Origin of the sequence: Pseudomonas sp. RIT-PI-q, assembly GCF_001297125.1 — a bacterium.
Taxonomy (GTDB): Bacteria; Pseudomonadota; Gammaproteobacteria; order Pseudomonadales; family Pseudomonadaceae; genus Aquipseudomonas.
Genome location: NZ_LHPC01000050.1, coordinates 64,205 through 80,700, shown reverse-complemented (window position 1 = coordinate 80,700; position 16,496 = coordinate 64,205). Strand labels below are relative to the sequence as shown.

Here is a 16,496-nt window from a genome sequence, read left to right as displayed (position 1 = left end):
ACATGGCTGACCGCGCTGCCCGCCTGGCCTTCATTTTGAGTCTGACCGACAAGGTCACCGCGCCCCTGGGCAAGGTGAAAATGGGATTTTCCGACCTGGCCGAGCAGAGCGAAAAGAACATCAAGACGATGGGCCTGGGGTTGGGCGGTATGGTCGGCGCCGGCGTGGCCATCACTCAATCTTTAGCGCCTGCTCTTGAGATGAATCGCGCCCTGGGCGAGGTTGAATCGTTGGGCGTAGCACAGTATGCCCTGACTGCACTCAATCAGAAGGCTCTGGAATTCTCCGTCGACTATGCCGCCAGTGCCCGCGATTTTGTGGCGTCGGCGTCCACCATCGACGGGGCCATCAAAGGCCTGAGCGCGAGTCAGCTGGCCTCGATCACCAACACCAGCAACGTGTTGGCCAGGGCCACCAAGGGCGATGCGGAAACCCTGAGCGCCTACGTCGGCACCATGTACAACCTGTTCAAAGGCCAGGCTGACGCCATGGGCAAAACCGAATGGGTCGAAAGGCTGGGCGGGCAAACCGCGCTGGCGGTGAAGCTGTTCCGCACCGACGGTGCGCAGTTGAAGGACGCCTTCAAGGAAGTCGGTTCGATCGCGACCACAGCGGGCGTGGACCTGGCCGAGCAGTTTGCGGTGATCGGCTCGCTCAGCAGCACCATGGAAGGCGGCGACGCTGGTGGGATCTACAAGTCATTCTTCGAGAACATCGGCAGCGCGTCGGACAAGCTGGGGATGAAGTTCGTGGACCAGAGCGGCAAGTTGCTGCCGATGATCGACATCCTCGGCAAGCTGGAGGGCAAATTCGGTGATCTGAACAGCGCGTCGACCGGCACGAAACTGATTGAGGCTTTCGGCGGGGAGGGCGCTCGCGTGATCACGGCATTGGCCAAGGACACCGACCGCCTGCGCATTGGTATGGAGCAGTTGGGCAAAGTCCGGGGTCTGGAGAATGCCGAGCAGATGGCCAAGGCCATGGTGGATCCATGGGCGCAGTGGACGTCCCTGGTGGAAAGCATGCGCGCCCTGTTTGGTCAGGTGCTGATACCTGTACTGGCTCCGTTCATGGAAAAGATGGTAGCGATCGGCAAGGCGCTGATGCGCTGGGTGACGCTCTTTCCCAACATCACCCGCGTGATCGGCATCACCACGCTGACCATCTTCGGCGTCATTGCCGGCATGTCCCTGCTGACGCTGGCTGTGGGCATGTCGAAGATGGTTTGGCTGGGGATGCTGACGGTTTGGAAGCTCCTGAACTGGACCGGCTACCGCAGTATCGCGATGTTCCTGTTTCACACCGTGATGACCATCGCCTTCGTGGCCGGCCTGGTGTTGCTGTACAGCTGGATGGGCCTGGTCAAAGTCGGGATGCTCGCTTGGCAAGCGGCTATCTGGCTCGTGAATGGTGCGCTGCTGGCCAACCCGGTCCTTTTGATCATTGTCGGGATCGTGGCCTTGGTCGCGGCGGTGGTCGCTGCCGTCTACTACTGGGACGCATGGACCTCGGCGCTGCTCAACAGTGACGCGTTCAAATGGGTCAGCGATCAATTCAAAACCCTGTCCGACTGGTTTAGCTCGATGGGCGGCTGGTCGGCCATGGCCAAGGGCGCATGGGACAGCATCGTCAGCGTCTTCTACAAGGCGATCAACAGCCTGATCGAGATGATCAACAGCATCCCGGGCGTGAACATCGAGGCACGGTTTGGCGGCATGCCCGAAGTGCCTGGTGTCGACGCGGCGGTGAACGCGGCCAGCACTGCCAGCGCCGCGCAGAAAGCCCAGCAGACCATCAATGCGGCCATCCCGAGCCTTTCGCCGTCGCGGGCATCGTCTGTGCCCCCGGGCGGCCTGCTGACCAGCATTCAAAACACCAGCAGCCAGAACAAGGGCACGCACGTCGAAAACGTGAACATCCACACCGCCAAGCCAATGACCCCGCTGGAGCTGGAAAACATGGTCGCGATGGGAGTCGGTGGATGAGCCTCTACATCGATCTGCTGATCACCAACAACGACCTGACCCTGGATCCCTCGAACCAGCCGTTGCTGGTGGACGATCGGGCCAGCATCGCCCAGGACATCGGTCACATGATCCGCGAAAGCGGGCTCCTGGTGACTCTGGTCGCCGAGCGCGACCGCTTCCGTCAAGCCGACTGCATCCAGCAGCTGGAACTGTTGGTCGAGGCGGACGTGCGCCTGGTGCCGGGCACCGTCCGCATCCTGGAGGAAGGGAAGGGCCAGTACCTGGTCACGGCCAAAACCGTTGAATTCGGATCTGTCGAGGTAGTGCTGTGAGTGACGTAGATTTCAAACAGGCGTTGAGTGACGCCGGCATCCCGACCACCGAGGCCAAGCTGCGCGCCGCCTGGGAACTTGAAGTCGTCGCCCAGGGCAGCAAGTTGAGCAATACCAGTGCCTGGTCGCCGTTCTGGCGGGTGATCACCGCCCTGGGGACCAAGCCGGTCATGTGGCTGATCGACTTCATCGCCGGCACCGTGTTGCCGAACTTCTTCGTGAAGACGGCCAAAGGCGCCTGGTTGGACATGTTGGCCTGGGCGGTCAACGTCACCCGTAAGCCGGCAACTAAAGCCGAGGGGTTGTTGCTGTTCACCCGCAGTGCGCTGGCCGGCTTGCTGGAAATTCCGGCCGGGACCCGTGTGCAGTCGATCGCGATCAACGGCAATGTCTACGAGCTGGTGACAGTAGCAGCGGCCAGCTTTGTCGATGGCGAATCCCAGATCCGCGTGTTGGCCCGAGCGAAACAGGCGGGCAGCGGTTTCAATCTCGCACCAGGTTACTTTTCAATTCTCCCGGAGCCCGTACCCGGGGTGGTCCAGGTGGTGAATGCTGACGGCTGGCTGAGCCAACCCGGCGCGGATACCGAGCCTGACGACGAGCTGCGCCTGCGCACACGCAACCAGTTTTCGGCGGTCAACCAGTGGCACACCGATGCGGTGTATCGCGCCATGATTGCCGCGTTCCCGGGCGTGCAGCCCGATGGCGTTTATTTTGAGCACAACGCGCCCCGGGGCCCCGGCAGTGCCAACGCCTTTGTGCTGTTCGAAGCCGACTCGCCGGCGGATACCTACCTGGCTGGAATCAACAACTACATCCGCGACCAGGGCAACCATGGCCACGGCGATGACCTGCTGGTGTTGGAGATGCCCGCCACGCTGCACGACGTCAGTTTGACGGTCTGGCCCAAGGCCGAAGTTGGTGCCGAGCGCTGGCCAGCGTTGAAAGCTGACGTTGAGCTGTACATCCGTGCTGCGTTTCGCGAGAGCACGGACAGCGACTACCAGCCAACGCCGACGCTGACGCACCCGCAATCGCGCTTTTCCTTCAGCCGCCTGGGTGAGGAGCTGCACCAGCAATTCCCGGGCATCGACTCGCTGCATTTCGACAACGCCGACATCATTTCCGAGCTGACCATTCCGCGCCTGTCCGCTGTTGAGGTGGTGCTGAATGCTTAAGTTGAGCCTGCCTTTTTGGCTCGATGGTCCGGAGCTGGCCAAGCTCAAGGCGGCCGCGCAATCCTGGTGGGGCAAGGTTGAAAACTGGCTGCACTGGCCATTGCTGCAGATGGACGCCGAGACTTGCCACCTGAGCGTGCTCGATCTGCTGGCCTGGCAACGCGACATCCAGCGTTTCCACGGTGAGCCCGAGCGGCTGTACCGACTGCGTGTGAAGTACGCGTTTATCAATGCCGTCGACGCAGGCAGTACCGCCGGCATGGTCCGCATTTTCGAACGCCTGGGCGTGGGTTATGTGGAGATCCAGGAGCGCCTACCGGAACTCGATTGGGACGTGGTTTTACTGCACCTGTCCGACACGCAGTTGAGCGAAAACCCGGTGTTGCTGCGCGTCCTGATGCAGCAATACGGCCGCACCTGCCGGCGCTATGACTTCGTCACGATCACCCCCGTGAAACTGAACATCGGCGTGGCCGACTTCAACGACGACCAGCAGACCCTGATCGCCACCCTGGACGACAGCCCAAGCCGCCTGGTCGTGATCAACGAGCTCGCATTGCTCACCTTTTTGAATGACCCCTTGAGGAGCACCCATGGGAGCTAGCATCACCCTTGCCGGCGAGAGTCTTATTGCCCAAAAGCAAGGCGCTGGGGAGAAGCTTGAGATTGCTCGCTTCGTTCTGGCCCTTGTTCCAGGCCTTGATCCGAACGCCCCGGTGGATCGTGCAGCCGGCAAGCCGCCGGCGGCTCAGATTGTGTTCACCAAAGCCTATGATCGTAAAGGCTACGTCAGCCCCAACCAGGTGATCTACAGCCTGATGGTGGGTTCTGACGTCGGTGATTGGGATTTCAACTGGATTGGTTTGGAAGCTGTCGGGGGCGAGCTGCTGGCCGTTGCGACGGTGCCAGTACAGCAGAAGCGCAAGAACATTCCGCCGCTGCAGATCGGCAACAACGTCACACGCAACTTCCTGGTGGAATTCAACGGTGCCCAGGCGCTGACGGGCATCACCGTCGACGCCAGTACCTGGCAGCACGACTTCACGGTGCGCTTGAACGGCATCGATCTGCGCGAGCGCTTGAGTAATCGCGACGTGTTTGGCCGGGTCTGCTACCTGGCCGACAGCCTGCAGATGGAGCGCAACAGCTTTGGGCTGTACCAGATCAAGGCGGGCATTGCCTACGTGGAGGGGATTCGCGTCGAGCTGGCCGAGCCTGTCCAGGTGCAACTGCCGGCGCTACCGGTCAAAGCCTGGCTGGACGTGGCACTGGCCCGCGAAGGCAGTGATGCGATCGCCGCCTGGAAAGTAGTGTTCGGGGCGGTGAAGACAGACTACATCGACAGCAACGGGACGTCGCATTACGTGGTGGAGCTGGCCAGCGTAGCCGTGTCGGGAACCATCACCGATCTGCGCCTAAGCGAGCCGATCACCGGCGCCCTGGTCAAGCAGTTCGCGCTGCGCAACGGCGACTACGAGAACCTGCGCGCTCGTGCTACGACCAAGGACGACGTTGACCTGGGCGAGCTGCCCAACGCCAAAAGCGACGACCCGGGCACGGACAGCAGCGAGGTTCTGGCGACCACCAAGGCACTCAACGCGCTGCGCAAGATCATTGCCGACTCCGAGGTCGGACGGATCGGCACGTTCGCCATGGCCACACCACCGCCGGGATGGTTTCGGGCCAACGGCGCGGCGGTGTCGCGCACGGTATATGCCGCGTTGTTCGCCAAGATCGGGACCACTTACGGCGCCGGCGACGGCGTCAATACCTTCAATCTGCCGGACCCACGCGGCAAATTTATTCGTGTCCTCGATGACGGGCGGGGCATCGATGTCGGTCGGGTATTGGGTAGCTCTCAGGCCGACGAAATTCGCAGCCACACCCTCAGCGGTAGCACCGCCGGCGCGGGTGCCCACACGCCTACGGCATCGACCGGGACCGCCGGTAACCACGCGCATTACGTGCGATCGGGCACATTCACACCGGATGGCGTTGATAGTTCCGGCGACATCACCGAGCCGCGGAACATCGTCAATTACGGCGAACCAGGAGCGCACGACAAGCTGACCAGCGAAGGCGGCTCGCACACCCACCCAGTGACGGTGAACCCCGTACCTGATCACATTCACGCCGTCACCCTCAGCTATGTCGGGGGCACGGAAACACGCCCGCAAAACATCGCCTTCCTTGCCTGCATTAAATATTGAGACGCGCCATGGAAACCAAAATCGTCTACCAAACCGATCACCTGGGCATCTTTACCGGCGAAACCGTGGCCGATCGCTCACCACTGGAAACGGATGTCTGGTTGATCCCTGGCGGATGCGTCGAAGTCGCGCCGCCGACGGTGCCGGAAAAAAAGGCAGCCTTTTGGGACGGTCACCGCTGGCAGCTGGTGGACTCCTACCAGGGGCTGACGGCCTACAACATCGAAACCAGTGAGCCCCTGGTGATCGAGCGGGCGGGCAGCTTGCCGACGGGGTACACGCTGGAAGTGCCAGGCCCGGGCCAAATCTGGAGCAATGGCCAGTGGATCGACGACATCCCAACGGTGATTGAGCTGCGTTACGTCGCCCAGCTTTTGGCGGTCAACACCGCTTGCCTGCAGGAGATCACCGGCGGGTTCTGGTCGTCAGCGTTGGGCGATCGCTTTTTCTATGAAACCGAGCTTGAGGATCAACTGAACCTGACCGGCATGATTCTGCGCGGCTTGGACGGTGGCTATGCCTGCCGCGATGAGTCGGGCGTGAAAGCCTTCCGGGATCACACCATTGAGCAGCTGCGCCAGATCGGCGACGAGTTCACCGAGTTCAAGCAGCAGCGCCTGCGCAAGATCAACGAGCTCAAGCAAGCCTTGGCGGCGGCGCGATCGACATCGGACCTGGATGCACTCAACGCCGTACTGTGGGAGTCCGTGCCGGTATGACTTGGGCTCCCATCACCATGCACTGGCCCGAGCAATCCACTCAGTGGCTTGCCGACCTCGAGGCGGCGAAAAATCTGGCCAGCAACGAGCTCACCAGCACCGGGCAACGCCTGGAAGGGTTGGCGGATCTGGCCACGACTTCACCCGGTCCGGTCGGTGCTGCCGCTGAAGCCGCCGTGGCCGCTGGCCGCGCAGGGTTGACCGATGCCCTGGGCGAAGTGCCGGCGTGCCTGGCGGTGACGCCATTTCAAAGTGGTGTCGGGCAAGGGCGTGGCTACCAGCGTTATCTGTCCGCGCCCAACCTGCTGCAGCAGCTGGGCGAGAAGCTCGAGGACACCGGCGATGACGGACGTCCGGCGGGTTCGCAATACGCCTTGGCCGTGATGTTTCTGGGTACGCGCTACGACAAGTTCGCGGCGACCTTGTCCCGATTCAATGCCGTGTTGCCCATGCCCGACCTGCAGCGCGCCGAGCGTCGAGCGAAAAACCTGTTCGCCCTGGACGCTGAAAAGTGGGAGCTGCCCACTGCCGGCACGTTGCCGCGCTGGGGCGCGCTGCCGCTGGAACGGTGCACCGTGACCAAGGCCGCCACGCAAGCGCTGAACGGTCAGCTGTCGGCATTGGAGAGCTACGCGGACAGTTCGCCGATGGCCGATCTGGGGCGGTTGGCTGCTCGCAAAGCCAGCCAGGCACAAGCACAGGCGCAGAAATTGGCCGACCTCAAGGCGCCGTTCGCCGGCGGCACGGCAGACGACACCATGCGCGCGCGCCTGATCGGTCCGGGTAATGCCGCCGAGTTGCGTCGCCAGCTGCTGCAGGGAGAAGCACCTGGTCACGAGTGGGGGCTGTCCGCTGGATTGCTCCTGGTCGGATCCCTGAAGGGGTTGGGCTTTGTTCGGGAACTGGTGGGCCTATGACCTTACTGCTCGATGGCGAACAGGTGCGCGGCAAAAACCTCAAGGTCACGGCCAACCTGCGAATCGAAAGCGACGATTTGTCCGGACAGACCAGCAACACCGATTCGGCCCACAAAGGATTCAAGCCCAAGACACTGGCGGTCACGCTGCAGATCCCTTTCGTCGATCACACGTTTTTACGCAATTTGATGCGCCTGGCTGAAGCGACTGAATCCGGTGGCCAACTCAAAACCTACCGGCTCGTCAACGACACCGCGTCAGCCTTTGGCGTGCGTCAGGTGCAATTCTCCGACGGCGTCAGCGCCCGGGAAGACGATTCGCTGAGGGCCTGGCTGGTTCAATTCACGCTGTCGGAAAAGCTCTCCAACCCCGAGCGAGTCGAGACGCGCCGAGCTGCGAAGGGCGTGACGCAACAAGGCGCCCCGGGGCAGTCCGTCACTGCTCCAGGTGCAAGCGAAACCGACGCACCAGGTCAGGAGCTGACCGGCTTCGAAGCCACGCTGAAAAAGCTGGATAACTACCTGGGCGGTGGAGCATGAAGCTGCACAAGGTGCTGACTATCGCCGGCGTGGTGTATCCCCTGGTCAGCGATGACGTTCGCCTTGAACTGCGAACCCCGGGGCGAGCAACGCTGACCATCCAGGCAGCGGCGCCGGTAAAAGGCTTGGTAACGCTGGATATCGGCTACAACGACAGCCCGCTGCAGCGCCACTTTATTGGCTACGTCGAGCGCTGCACGCCGTCCAACGCGATCGAGCAGGTGCTGTTCTGCCGCGAGCTGGCCGCAATCCTGGCCAACCCATTGCCGATCAACCTGCGCCATGCGGATCTGAGCACCGTTTTGGCCGACATCAACCAGAAAACCGGGCTGAGTTTTCGCGTGCCTGCCAAGGCTTACGCCAAGGTTAAAGCCCCGTTCTTTTACAACCTGGCCGCCGGTTACCAGGCCATGGACAGCTTGTCCCGGGTGTTCGGGATTCCCGACTTCATTTGGCAGCAGCAAGGCGATGGTGAAGTGTTTGTGGGCAGTTGGGCCGACAGCTTTTTCGGTTCCCGATCGCCGCTGCAGCTGCCGGTCGAGCTGTTCAATGGCTATCAAACCAATCAGAGCGCGATGATCGCGGCCCTTCCCGGGTTGCGACCAGGTGCATCCATCAACCAAGGCGAGCGGATCACCAACGTGACGCTCACCGGCAACCAAATGGCGATCCGATGGAAGACGCAATCCGCCGCAGCGTAGAGCGGCAATTTCCCGAACTCACTGGCGGTTATCACCTGCCGCGCTTTGCCCGGGTGGTGGGTGTGGCCGATGCTCCGGCCGGCGCCGGGATCTGCGACGACTTCCGTCCACGCTTTGCCGTGGACCTCGAGCTGCTGGGAGAAGATGACGAGCCCGATCCGGCGTTACCGGTGCTGGCCGGCGTGCCGCTGCCCATGCCTATGGGCGGTGACGAGATGGGCTTTTTCGCCTTCCCCGAAGAGGGCGCCCGAGTGGTCGTCTCCTTTGCCTACGGCCTGCCGAGCAAGCCCTTTATCCAGGCGATCCTGCCGCATGGCCTGAGCCTGCCCAAGCTGCCGAAAGGTGACCAGGTATGGCAGCACAGTGAGGCTGCCCAGCAGCGCGTCGATGCGGACGGCAACTGGCTGCGTCAGACCGAAAGCCGGATCCGTGACCAGTCGATCGAGCGGGAAGTTGAGAGCCTGACCAACGCGGAGCGCCACCAGAGCAGCAAGGTGGAAGTGGACAACCATTCGACCGAGTCAGTCGGGGGTATCAAGACGCTGGAGGCGATCGGCGCGCTCAAGTTGTTGTCGGGTGGGTCCGCCAGTCTGGCCGCACTGGATGACCTGCACCTGGCCAGCGGTCGCGACCTCAACCAGGTCGTGGCCCAAAAACTCAACCTGACCGTGGGTGGTGAGCTGCAGGAGCGAATCAAAGGCGTCCGCCACAGCATCGCCGCCAAAACCTGGCTGGGTTCTGAATCGGTGAACGTGCTCCAGGTGCTGTGCGATCTGATCGACCTGGTCACCGAAATGAACGGGCAGATCGCCACCCACATGCACGGCTCCAGCCCAGTTCCGAGTAACGCGGGTGAGTTCATTGCCGACGCCGCATCTGCCGCATTGCTGGCACAACAACTCAAGCCCATTACCGCTTAAGAAGGACTAAACGTGGAGCTGAAAACCTACTTTCCACAAGACACCGCGGGCAACTTTTTACCCCTGGCGACTTGCTACCTGTACCGACGCGGTACGGAAAATCTGGTGTCTGGCCTGGTGAAGGCGAACGGTGTGGCGCTGACCAATCCCTTTACCGGCAACGCCGAGGGACCGGTTCAGTTTTCGGCGCCGAACGGCATCTATGACTTGCGTATCGTCAAAGGCACCTTGGATTTTCGGATGCCGATTCAATTCAACGACGTGACCGAGGACGTTGCCGCCGCCGTGGCTTCGGCTGCGCAAGCCGCGATCATTGAAGCCTATGTTCGGGACAACCTGTCGCTGTTACTGGCGCAACTGAACGCGATCATCTCCGACCCGCAGAACGCTGTTAACTCGTGGGACATTCAGGCTAAAGGCTTCGACCTCCTGCAGGGTGTGGCGACGTATGGCGTGGTTTCCAATCGCTTAGGCGCCTGGCAGATGCCCGCCGGGAGTGCGGCCTACTTGGCGATGCCGATCGCTGTGCCCTCACATTGGAGAAAGATGGACGTCTATGTGTATTGGGTAAACATGGCTGCCAACGACGGCAATGCCGTGATGGGGGCCGAGGTTCACCAATGGGCACCAGGTGAATCCATGAACGTTACCCCGGCGGGTAGCTCCAGCATCATCACCGCCAACCCGGTGCCCTGGGCGGTGAACGAATCAAAAATCGCGGCAGACCTTCCACTCGATCCCACCCGAACAGTGACTTTGCGTATTGCGCGTCAAGGCGCATCGGCCAACGACACCTTGGCCAACGCCCTGGGCATTTTGAAAGTCCGCATTCAGAAAAAATAACTACCCCAAGGAATCTATATGAGCACTTCGATCGGCGTACCCATCAAGACCATCACGTTTGGCCAACCTGAATTTGAAGGGCAGCAACTTCAAATGCTGGGCCAAATCACGTTTGAGGATGACAGCACGTTAGAGCACCGCTGCTTGTTTGATGAGCAGGTAATTGCCAGCCACACGCCAGCCGAACTTCAAACCATCGGTATTCAATTAATCACCGAGGCCGCGCTTCGTCATGTGCAAGGTGGGTTCGATAGCTTAGGCACATCGGTTCAGGGGTAGGGATGATCATTACACCGACTTGGCGGCGTGGGGCTCAAAGCCCTGCGATTATGCGGATCTTGCCGCCTAACCCTCTGTACGTTGATACGGTTCGTGGAACGGCCGGCGGCAAGGGCACATATGACTCCCCCGTCAACTCGCTGGGAATTGCGCATGCACTGTGTGCCGGTCTGGGTTTTTGGATAATCCGGGTTCGTGCCCCCGAGTCCCATCCTTTGCGCCAGGAGATCGTTTACGAATCCACCATGCTGTTGCAGGTCGAAGGGTTAGACGCCGAGCCTTGGTACATCTATGCGTCGGAGATCCTGGCGGGAAGTTGGGCCAGCTCTGGTCCGGTTTATTCAAAGGTTTTGAACTACACATCTCTCACTCAAGTAGTAGTCACATCGCTTACCGAGTCGATTGCTGGCAAAAGCTTTCACCCCAAGTTGCTGCTCAATACCTTGACCCCGACCACACCTGGCCTCGGGGAGTTTGGTTACCAGGGCGGCAAACTGTATGTGCGCCTTTGGGACGACTCAGCGCCGTCTCTGCATACGTTGGAAGCAGCACGGCGCAACACCTGTCTGAGCACAGTCGGGTTTGGCGCTTTGACCATCAAGGATGTGGTTGCGCGACATGCCCTGGTCAACTGCCTGCATAACGGTCGCTTCGGGCAGCCCGAGGGCACCGGCAAGTTATATGTCCAAGACTCACTCGCCGAGTATGCCGTTAACGGCGGGGTCGGTGCGGCGGGGCAGAATGAGGAAACCATCTGTACCCGAGTCGAGGTGAATCGCATTTCAAACGACGCCTTCAACCTGCACGCCCTGACCGGGGTAGGGTATATGGAGCTGAGGGCATGCAAAGGGAAATACTCTGGCGACAAGCCCGGGCAGTCGGCACAGGGAGCGTCTTGCCATGAGTCCACTCACCTGGTGCTTAAGGGGGGGGAATACAGTGGGAGCGTGTCCGGCGGCATGGTGGCCATCGAAAAATCCCGCTGCGATATTCATGGAGACACTGAGTATGGCCCAGTAATCATGGAGGGCAACATGCGCTTGGGTAACACGCCAGGGCCTGTTTCCACTCAAGCAGGCTGTTCCTGGAACGACTCGGCCAGTGGTGTGGTAACCGGGGACGTAAGCGTATTGGACGGAAAGGGTGTCGGGGTGCGGGCAACCGCGATGATAGAGGGTGTGAACCTCATTAAGTCGATAGGGAATGCGCTTCCAGACCTCATTGCTGCATGATTTTCCCGTAACTTAGTCAAGCCCGCTAACAAGCGGGCTTTTTTTTAAATTTTAACTTCCCTGCAGAACTGAGTTAACAAAGGTTCGTTGATAATCTCGGGCTTAATTGGGCGATTATACTTAGGATACCAAATAGCACGAACCTCTCGTTGTAGTTGAAACTCAGGCTCCTTGATGCGTGTCGCAGACACCCCCCAGTCATTTCCGTTCCATGTCTCACTTCTTGTTTTGTAAGTAACTGCTTCAATGATTGGCATCTTCTTTTTTAGGGGCGTGATCGCGTTTAGTGCGGCCGTAAGGCGCTTATAGAAAAAATGCGAGTTGAATATTTCGATGCACATATCTGCACCTTCAAACTGGTCCATCACCTCTTGGGAAAGAGCATATGACGTGCAGTGTATATAACAGTTAGGGTCGTTAAATCCTTGCGTTAGATGAACATTCGAAATCATCACATTTTCACATTCAGGTGAGAATTTAATTGCCCGAAAGTTATTTAGAGCCTTGCCGTGAATTCCCGATGCATTTCCACCGATCCAGTGCCCTATTCTGTGACTTACTGATTTAAGTCCTTCGTTTGGATCGGTAATGCCGGGCTTATGTTCAAGGTTTCTAAAGTCATGGAGAGTGCCAATTCGCAAGTTTCCCCTCTCTAACAAGGACGAGGTGTATTTAGCACTTCCATATTTATAAAGCTTCCTCATGTCCCCACCTGTTAGGTTATGTGCTAATCGCCATCCTCGCACGAGGATGCTCCAAAAAACTACTCTAAGCGGCACCACCAGGACTGCGCGTAGGCACAACCATCAATGTACTCGATACCGCTCAACACAAAACCTGTATGGGCCATCCCCGCCAAAGTCGCGTCCAGTAACCGTGGTAAAGGATCTGGATCAAGAGGCATGCCAACGTCTATGCGGGCGACGTTAGCGCTGCGACCGAGATCTAAACTGGTTTCCGAGTTCACCATGACATTCCCTATGATCGCTTGATAGCGTCGCCGCTCCTGCGGAGTGAGGGCCACACCTTGGCGCCGCATGGGGGTAACGAGCATATGCATGATCTACCCCTGCCACTCGCCACTTTGGCGATCAAGCAACGCTTCCACTGCGTACGCTAATGCCCCATCTGCCTGCTCAAGCAGATCGCTGAGATCATCGCGATCAATAACCCGTTCCTCGTGCAGCGCGTGGGCTTGTCTTAATAGCGTCTTGTGGTGGGATCCTGGTGTCGCAAGCAAAGCGACATCGTCCTGAAGCAGCCGCTGCCACTGTGCGAGAGCAATCGCCTTCTCGGGCGGTGCATCCAACTTTCTCTCGATCATAACCACCGCCATCTAACTCACTGAAAATAACTGTATGTATGAACAGTATAACGGGAGTGGATAGGTTGGCTACGTCAGTCCGATGAAAAGGCCGGCTAGGGTATTGAAGAGCTACCACCGGCGCAAAATCCCCAAGCTAAGAAAAAACCGCTGAAAAAAGCACTTATCCCCCTCCCGCCGACGGGCCTTGCGTCCTTTTTGTGTGCAAATCCGGATGTAGTGCAAACGACCCTGCAGCCTAGGCAGGCCACGGGGCGCTGCAGGGGATCGACCATTGCTCAGTGTGAAAAGTTTTGAAGGAAAATGCAGCGAGGTTGCACAGCGGCGCTCAGGGGGTGTCACGGACGGGGTCGCGATGGAGGCCCCGGTTTCATTGGGTGAAAACTTTTAAAACATGGATTTCGGAGGGTTTTCGAATACATGCGCGATCTTTTTTGAGCGGAGATTGATGGTGTACGAAAAGAGGCGGAATTCTCTGCAAGCCACGGCCGGCGGGGGCTATGGCGTGTTTGATAGATTTCAAAGGACTGTAGGGGATCGACCATCATATTTGCCGTTATGCAGCCAATTCGGATTAGCTGAAAAAACGTCGTTTTGTTGAGAGTGGTTTATATGATTGTCGAATCGATTACCGACCGTCCACAGAGCCAAAGCCTTCGAATAACTCCGGCCCTGAGAACTTTGGGTTTCGCTGCAAAGAGATTGAGGTGGGGTGCGTAGTTCTCATCCCATCGTGATGAAATACGTATTCCGCTCTTAAATTAATAACTACACCCATAACTGCAGCAATACGAGACGATATTTTCCCGCGTTTTATTAGCGAATCTATTGCAGTGGTAATCGCATCATATCCCCCTGGGGCTGTCGTTGAGATTCCAATCACAACAATACCTCCGAGATTGCCAGTGATTTGGCTTTTCGCTTTTTTTACTTGCTTCTCAATTATATTTTGGAGCCTTCCCATCCCCGGAGGTTCACTGGGCCATTGAAGTTCGCTAGGTGCCTTAACTTCAATTGAAACCTTGTCAGAGGGGCTCATGTTGATATAAAGATCTGGTGATTGTTCTCTAGATATGCTGGGGTTTGTGAATCCTATGTTGTTGCCTAGATCAGCCAGATAACCTGCTGCAATCAATTGTGTGACTGTATGATGAAACTCTAAGATCCAACCTCTACACATTTGGTCGAATAGTGCGTGATGCTCCCATCTAGTGATCTGCACTGGAAGTAGCTTGATGTAAGAAATTGCCGCATTGTTCTCGGCTTTTCCTAAATCGATGCCGCCCTCGCTTATTTCTTGCTTTAGATGCGTAATTGCCCATGCCAGGGGGGATTCTAAAAATTTATCGTTTTTACTTTTTAATGCTCTTTCGGCAGATGCAATATGCTTTTCGAATCCACCTTGGCAGAGATCGTTGATTTTGCTTGCAAAGTTATCAAGTCCCGGGATAGTTAGCTGGAGATCAGCGTTGCCATAAGGCCTTATGGTTGTTTTGGATTGGATTCTTTCGGCTACATATTCAGATATTATTGAGGTCTTATTGGCTAGTATTTTTGTCGGCTCTGTAGCAGGGTAATAGGGGCCTTGTATTATTATAAGCGAGTAAGGAAGGGTTTCACCTTTCGGCCACTCCTGTGTTTGAGTGATAGTTTTGCAGGAGTGGCACTGCAAATTTAACTCTATATATAATCTTGCTTCATATCCTTCTATTAGTAAGTTTCCACATGGGCAACATAGGTTTTCTACGCCCTCGCCAATGAAAACCGGAAAGTCTCCTTCTTGGGTAATTACCAAACGTTGCGTATTTGCTATTTGGTTTTCTAGTGTGGTCATTGAATTCTTCGCCTTAGCCCATTTTCCGATGAGTGAGAAATAGATCGGTCTATTGATGCAGGTCTTAACACGCCATAGGGCTCACGGACGGCATCAGGGGGCGAGCCCTGGTGCTAACGTTTTGCCGGTGTCGATTTGAGAAAGTCGGCACCATTAATGATCTGCATTTGAGAATTTAAAGCAATAAATGTTCGTTTTGGTGAATAGATTTGCCTACTGCAGTAATGAGCAACACGGGAATTGCACCCCGCGACAAGAAACGGGCTTGCAATTTGGTACTCGCTATCTCCGTCGAACGTTCCGACTAAAATTAAGCTTTTAGTCAGCGGAAACAACACTTCTGTGTCACGCATGGCAAAACCTGGGCTGTACCTATACATGGCAGGCACCTCGGAGGGGTTTCTCCAAGTGAGCGACACAGGGTGGTCGCTGGTGATGAAGTGACCATTTGCTGGATCTACTCTGTAGAGCATCCAGTTCCGCTTCGCGAGCAGAGGTAATACAGTTTCATGCATAACCTCTTCTGAATGCAGGTGACTTTCGTTGGATACCTGTATGTCGTATTCGCCACTGTCAAAGAATTTTTTGACGTCCTCATAGGATGCTTGGTTGTCTGTGATTTTTTCTTCAGCCTTAATTTTGGCCGTAATAGTCTCGTAGACTTCGGGATGGGCCAAAACCATGCTCATCGAGATTTTGGCAATTTGAGCATGGAATTTACGCATGCTTTCTCTGCGTTCTGGGTGGCGAACTGCCAGCAATGCGATCAGGTTCAGAATTGTGTTTCTCGCATCACCTTGAAACTGGTTAGTCGAGTCAATTTCGGTGACAGCTGGGGCTATTAGGGATTCGAATTTCCCCATTCCGGACTCGATAGCATTAGCATCCATCCCAGGGACAGCGATCCGGTTGAAATCTCTCACTGCGCAGACATTTCGCGGGACGGTTTCGAATCGCTTGCCAGTGGAAATGTCGAAAACAGTGAATTTCGATTTTTTCGATTCCCCTTCCGTAAAAGCCCTGAGATAAGTTTGTGGCACGTAATGGTGATTTCTCGCGTCAGTGCTCATTTTCCCCCCATTGATCTCTGCCCCTAACCCCTAGAAGTCGTTTCCGGCTGATTTTAGTCAGGGTTGTATTTTGCAACGTGCTGACCGCTTACGTTGAGTGTCTTTATTGTGTGCACGCTCACGCCAGGGATCCTTCGAGCTGCTTCTAGGCACATCCTTCGAAAAGCTTCACATCCACCCCATGACAAACATCATTTAACTGAGATTTATTCTTAAGGAGGGGGGCATTTTCAAAAACAGCGATATCAGCGATACGATGGCAAAAACGGGGCTGTAAGGCCCGGTTTTACTGGGTTTTCGGTATTACAAGGGAAGGTAATACGAAGCGATATGAAAAGTAATATTTCCAGCAACCCCCCGGATTCATTGGGTTTTAAGGAATACAAATATAGCTTTTAAGAAAGGTAATAATATCGCCTTCCTATCGCTCA

Annotated in this window: 18 protein-coding genes; 13 read left to right on the top strand and 5 right to left on the bottom strand. The window is 57.0% G+C overall.

The annotated features are described in order from the left end of the window. Positions 1-2: 2 nt before the first annotated feature. The 13 genes from AEQ67_RS26480 to AEQ67_RS26420 are packed head-to-tail and all read left to right on the top strand — an operon-like array spanning position 3 to position 11,837. Positions 3-1,985 carry a phage tail tape measure protein gene (locus tag AEQ67_RS26480; protein ID WP_059406721.1) on the top strand — a complete coding sequence of 661 codons (1,983 nt, stop codon included), beginning with the start codon at positions 3-5 and terminating at the stop codon, positions 1,983-1,985. Then, positions 1,982-2,299, top strand: a complete 318-nt coding sequence (locus AEQ67_RS26475) for a DUF2590 family protein (protein WP_059406720.1) — start codon at positions 1,982-1,984, stop codon at positions 2,297-2,299. The genes AEQ67_RS26480 and AEQ67_RS26475 overlap by 4 nt, the downstream gene beginning before the upstream one ends. After that, positions 2,296-3,477: a baseplate J/gp47 family protein gene (locus AEQ67_RS26470; RefSeq protein WP_059406719.1), complete on the top strand. Its 1,182-nt coding sequence runs from the start codon at positions 2,296-2,298 to the stop codon at positions 3,475-3,477. The genes AEQ67_RS26475 and AEQ67_RS26470 overlap by 4 nt, the downstream gene beginning before the upstream one ends. Further along, positions 3,470-4,081, top strand: coding sequence for a phage tail protein (locus tag AEQ67_RS26465; RefSeq protein ID WP_059406718.1), 612 nt, complete (start codon positions 3,470-3,472; stop codon positions 4,079-4,081). Before AEQ67_RS26470 ends, AEQ67_RS26465 begins: the two co-directional genes overlap by 8 nt. Further along, positions 4,071-5,687 (top strand): phage tail-collar fiber domain-containing protein, encoded by a 1,617-nt coding sequence (locus AEQ67_RS26460; RefSeq protein ID WP_059406717.1) that lies wholly within the window; start codon positions 4,071-4,073, stop codon positions 5,685-5,687. The genes AEQ67_RS26465 and AEQ67_RS26460 overlap by 11 nt, the downstream gene beginning before the upstream one ends. 8 nt (positions 5,688-5,695) lie before the next feature. Beyond that, positions 5,696-6,406: a DUF4376 domain-containing protein gene (locus tag AEQ67_RS26455; RefSeq protein WP_059406716.1), complete on the top strand. Its 711-nt coding sequence runs from the start codon at positions 5,696-5,698 to the stop codon at positions 6,404-6,406. Beyond that, a complete protein-coding gene (locus AEQ67_RS26450) occupies positions 6,403-7,323 on the top strand; it encodes a hypothetical protein (RefSeq protein ID WP_059406715.1) in 921 nt (306 codons plus the stop codon). Before AEQ67_RS26455 ends, AEQ67_RS26450 begins: the two co-directional genes overlap by 4 nt. Continuing rightward, complete coding sequence (locus tag AEQ67_RS26445) at positions 7,320-7,862, top strand: baseplate complex protein (RefSeq protein WP_059406714.1); 543 nt, start codon at positions 7,320-7,322, stop codon at positions 7,860-7,862. Before AEQ67_RS26450 ends, AEQ67_RS26445 begins: the two co-directional genes overlap by 4 nt. Next, entirely contained in the window at positions 7,859-8,563 is a 705-nt protein-coding gene (locus AEQ67_RS26440; RefSeq protein ID WP_059406713.1) for a hypothetical protein, read from the top strand. Before AEQ67_RS26445 ends, AEQ67_RS26440 begins: the two co-directional genes overlap by 4 nt. Further along, positions 8,536-9,483, top strand: a complete 948-nt coding sequence (locus AEQ67_RS26435) for a phage baseplate assembly protein V (RefSeq protein ID WP_059406712.1) — start codon at positions 8,536-8,538, stop codon at positions 9,481-9,483. The genes AEQ67_RS26440 and AEQ67_RS26435 overlap by 28 nt, the downstream gene beginning before the upstream one ends. Positions 9,484-9,495: 12 nt before the next feature. Next, positions 9,496-10,326: a hypothetical protein gene (locus AEQ67_RS26430; protein WP_059406711.1), complete on the top strand. Its 831-nt coding sequence runs from the start codon at positions 9,496-9,498 to the stop codon at positions 10,324-10,326. Positions 10,327-10,344: 18 nt separating this feature from the next. Next, complete coding sequence (locus AEQ67_RS26425) at positions 10,345-10,605, top strand: hypothetical protein (RefSeq protein ID WP_059406710.1); 261 nt, start codon at positions 10,345-10,347, stop codon at positions 10,603-10,605. Between the two features lie 2 nt (positions 10,606-10,607). Continuing rightward, positions 10,608-11,837: a hypothetical protein gene (locus AEQ67_RS26420; protein WP_059406709.1), complete on the top strand. Its 1,230-nt coding sequence runs from the start codon at positions 10,608-10,610 to the stop codon at positions 11,835-11,837. A 44-nt stretch (positions 11,838-11,881) separates the two neighbouring features. On the opposite strand, the gene AEQ67_RS35585 is transcribed toward AEQ67_RS26420, so the two are convergent. From AEQ67_RS35585 to AEQ67_RS26395, 5 genes are all read right to left on the bottom strand, one after another. After that, a complete protein-coding gene (locus tag AEQ67_RS35585) occupies positions 11,882-12,541 on the bottom strand; it encodes a hypothetical protein (protein WP_152974913.1) in 660 nt (219 codons plus the stop codon). A 59-nt stretch (positions 12,542-12,600) separates the two neighbouring features. Beyond that, complete coding sequence (locus tag AEQ67_RS26410) at positions 12,601-12,897, bottom strand: hypothetical protein (protein ID WP_059406707.1); 297 nt, start codon at positions 12,895-12,897, stop codon at positions 12,601-12,603. Positions 12,898-12,900: 3 nt separating this feature from the next. Further along, positions 12,901-13,161, bottom strand: coding sequence for a hypothetical protein (locus AEQ67_RS26405; protein ID WP_059406706.1), 261 nt, complete (start codon positions 13,159-13,161; stop codon positions 12,901-12,903). A gap of 628 nt (positions 13,162-13,789) precedes the next feature. Next, positions 13,790-14,995, bottom strand: coding sequence for a hypothetical protein (locus AEQ67_RS26400; protein WP_059406705.1), 1,206 nt, complete (start codon positions 14,993-14,995; stop codon positions 13,790-13,792). 113 nt (positions 14,996-15,108) lie between these two features. Then, positions 15,109-16,065: a DUF4238 domain-containing protein gene (locus AEQ67_RS26395; protein ID WP_059406704.1), complete on the bottom strand. Its 957-nt coding sequence runs from the start codon at positions 16,063-16,065 to the stop codon at positions 15,109-15,111. Between the last annotated feature and the right edge of the window lie 431 nt (positions 16,066-16,496).

What these genes read in the sequence shown, in the direction of transcription:
- AEQ67_RS26465 (WP_059406718.1), top strand. Translation starts at nt 3,470, where the DNA reads ATGCTTAAGTTGAGCCTGCCTTTTTGGCTCGATGGTCCGGAGCTGGCC.
- AEQ67_RS26475 (WP_059406720.1), top strand. Translation starts at nt 1,982, where the DNA reads ATGAGCCTCTACATCGATCTGCTGATCACCAACAACGACCTGACCCTG.
- AEQ67_RS26410 (WP_059406707.1), bottom strand. Translation starts at nt 12,897, where the DNA reads ATGCATATGCTCGTTACCCCCATGCGGCGCCAAGGTGTGGCCCTCACT.
- AEQ67_RS26455 (WP_059406716.1), top strand. Translation starts at nt 5,696, where the DNA reads ATGGAAACCAAAATCGTCTACCAAACCGATCACCTGGGCATCTTTACC.
- AEQ67_RS26440 (WP_059406713.1), top strand. Translation starts at nt 7,859, where the DNA reads ATGAAGCTGCACAAGGTGCTGACTATCGCCGGCGTGGTGTATCCCCTG.
- AEQ67_RS26400 (WP_059406705.1), bottom strand. Translation starts at nt 14,995, where the DNA reads ATGACCACACTAGAAAACCAAATAGCAAATACGCAACGTTTGGTAATT.
- AEQ67_RS26425 (WP_059406710.1), top strand. Translation starts at nt 10,345, where the DNA reads ATGAGCACTTCGATCGGCGTACCCATCAAGACCATCACGTTTGGCCAA.
- AEQ67_RS26420 (WP_059406709.1), top strand. Translation starts at nt 10,608, where the DNA reads ATGATCATTACACCGACTTGGCGGCGTGGGGCTCAAAGCCCTGCGATT.
- AEQ67_RS26395 (WP_059406704.1), bottom strand. Translation starts at nt 16,065, where the DNA reads ATGAGCACTGACGCGAGAAATCACCATTACGTGCCACAAACTTATCTC.
- AEQ67_RS26445 (WP_059406714.1), top strand. Translation starts at nt 7,320, where the DNA reads ATGACCTTACTGCTCGATGGCGAACAGGTGCGCGGCAAAAACCTCAAG.
- AEQ67_RS26435 (WP_059406712.1), top strand. Translation starts at nt 8,536, where the DNA reads ATGGAAGACGCAATCCGCCGCAGCGTAGAGCGGCAATTTCCCGAACTC.
- AEQ67_RS26480 (WP_059406721.1), top strand. Translation starts at nt 3, where the DNA reads ATGGCTGACCGCGCTGCCCGCCTGGCCTTCATTTTGAGTCTGACCGAC.
- AEQ67_RS35585 (WP_152974913.1), bottom strand. Translation starts at nt 12,541, where the DNA reads ATGAGGAAGCTTTATAAATATGGAAGTGCTAAATACACCTCGTCCTTG.
- AEQ67_RS26405 (WP_059406706.1), bottom strand. Translation starts at nt 13,161, where the DNA reads ATGATCGAGAGAAAGTTGGATGCACCGCCCGAGAAGGCGATTGCTCTC.
- AEQ67_RS26460 (WP_059406717.1), top strand. Translation starts at nt 4,071, where the DNA reads ATGGGAGCTAGCATCACCCTTGCCGGCGAGAGTCTTATTGCCCAAAAG.
- AEQ67_RS26450 (WP_059406715.1), top strand. Translation starts at nt 6,403, where the DNA reads ATGACTTGGGCTCCCATCACCATGCACTGGCCCGAGCAATCCACTCAG.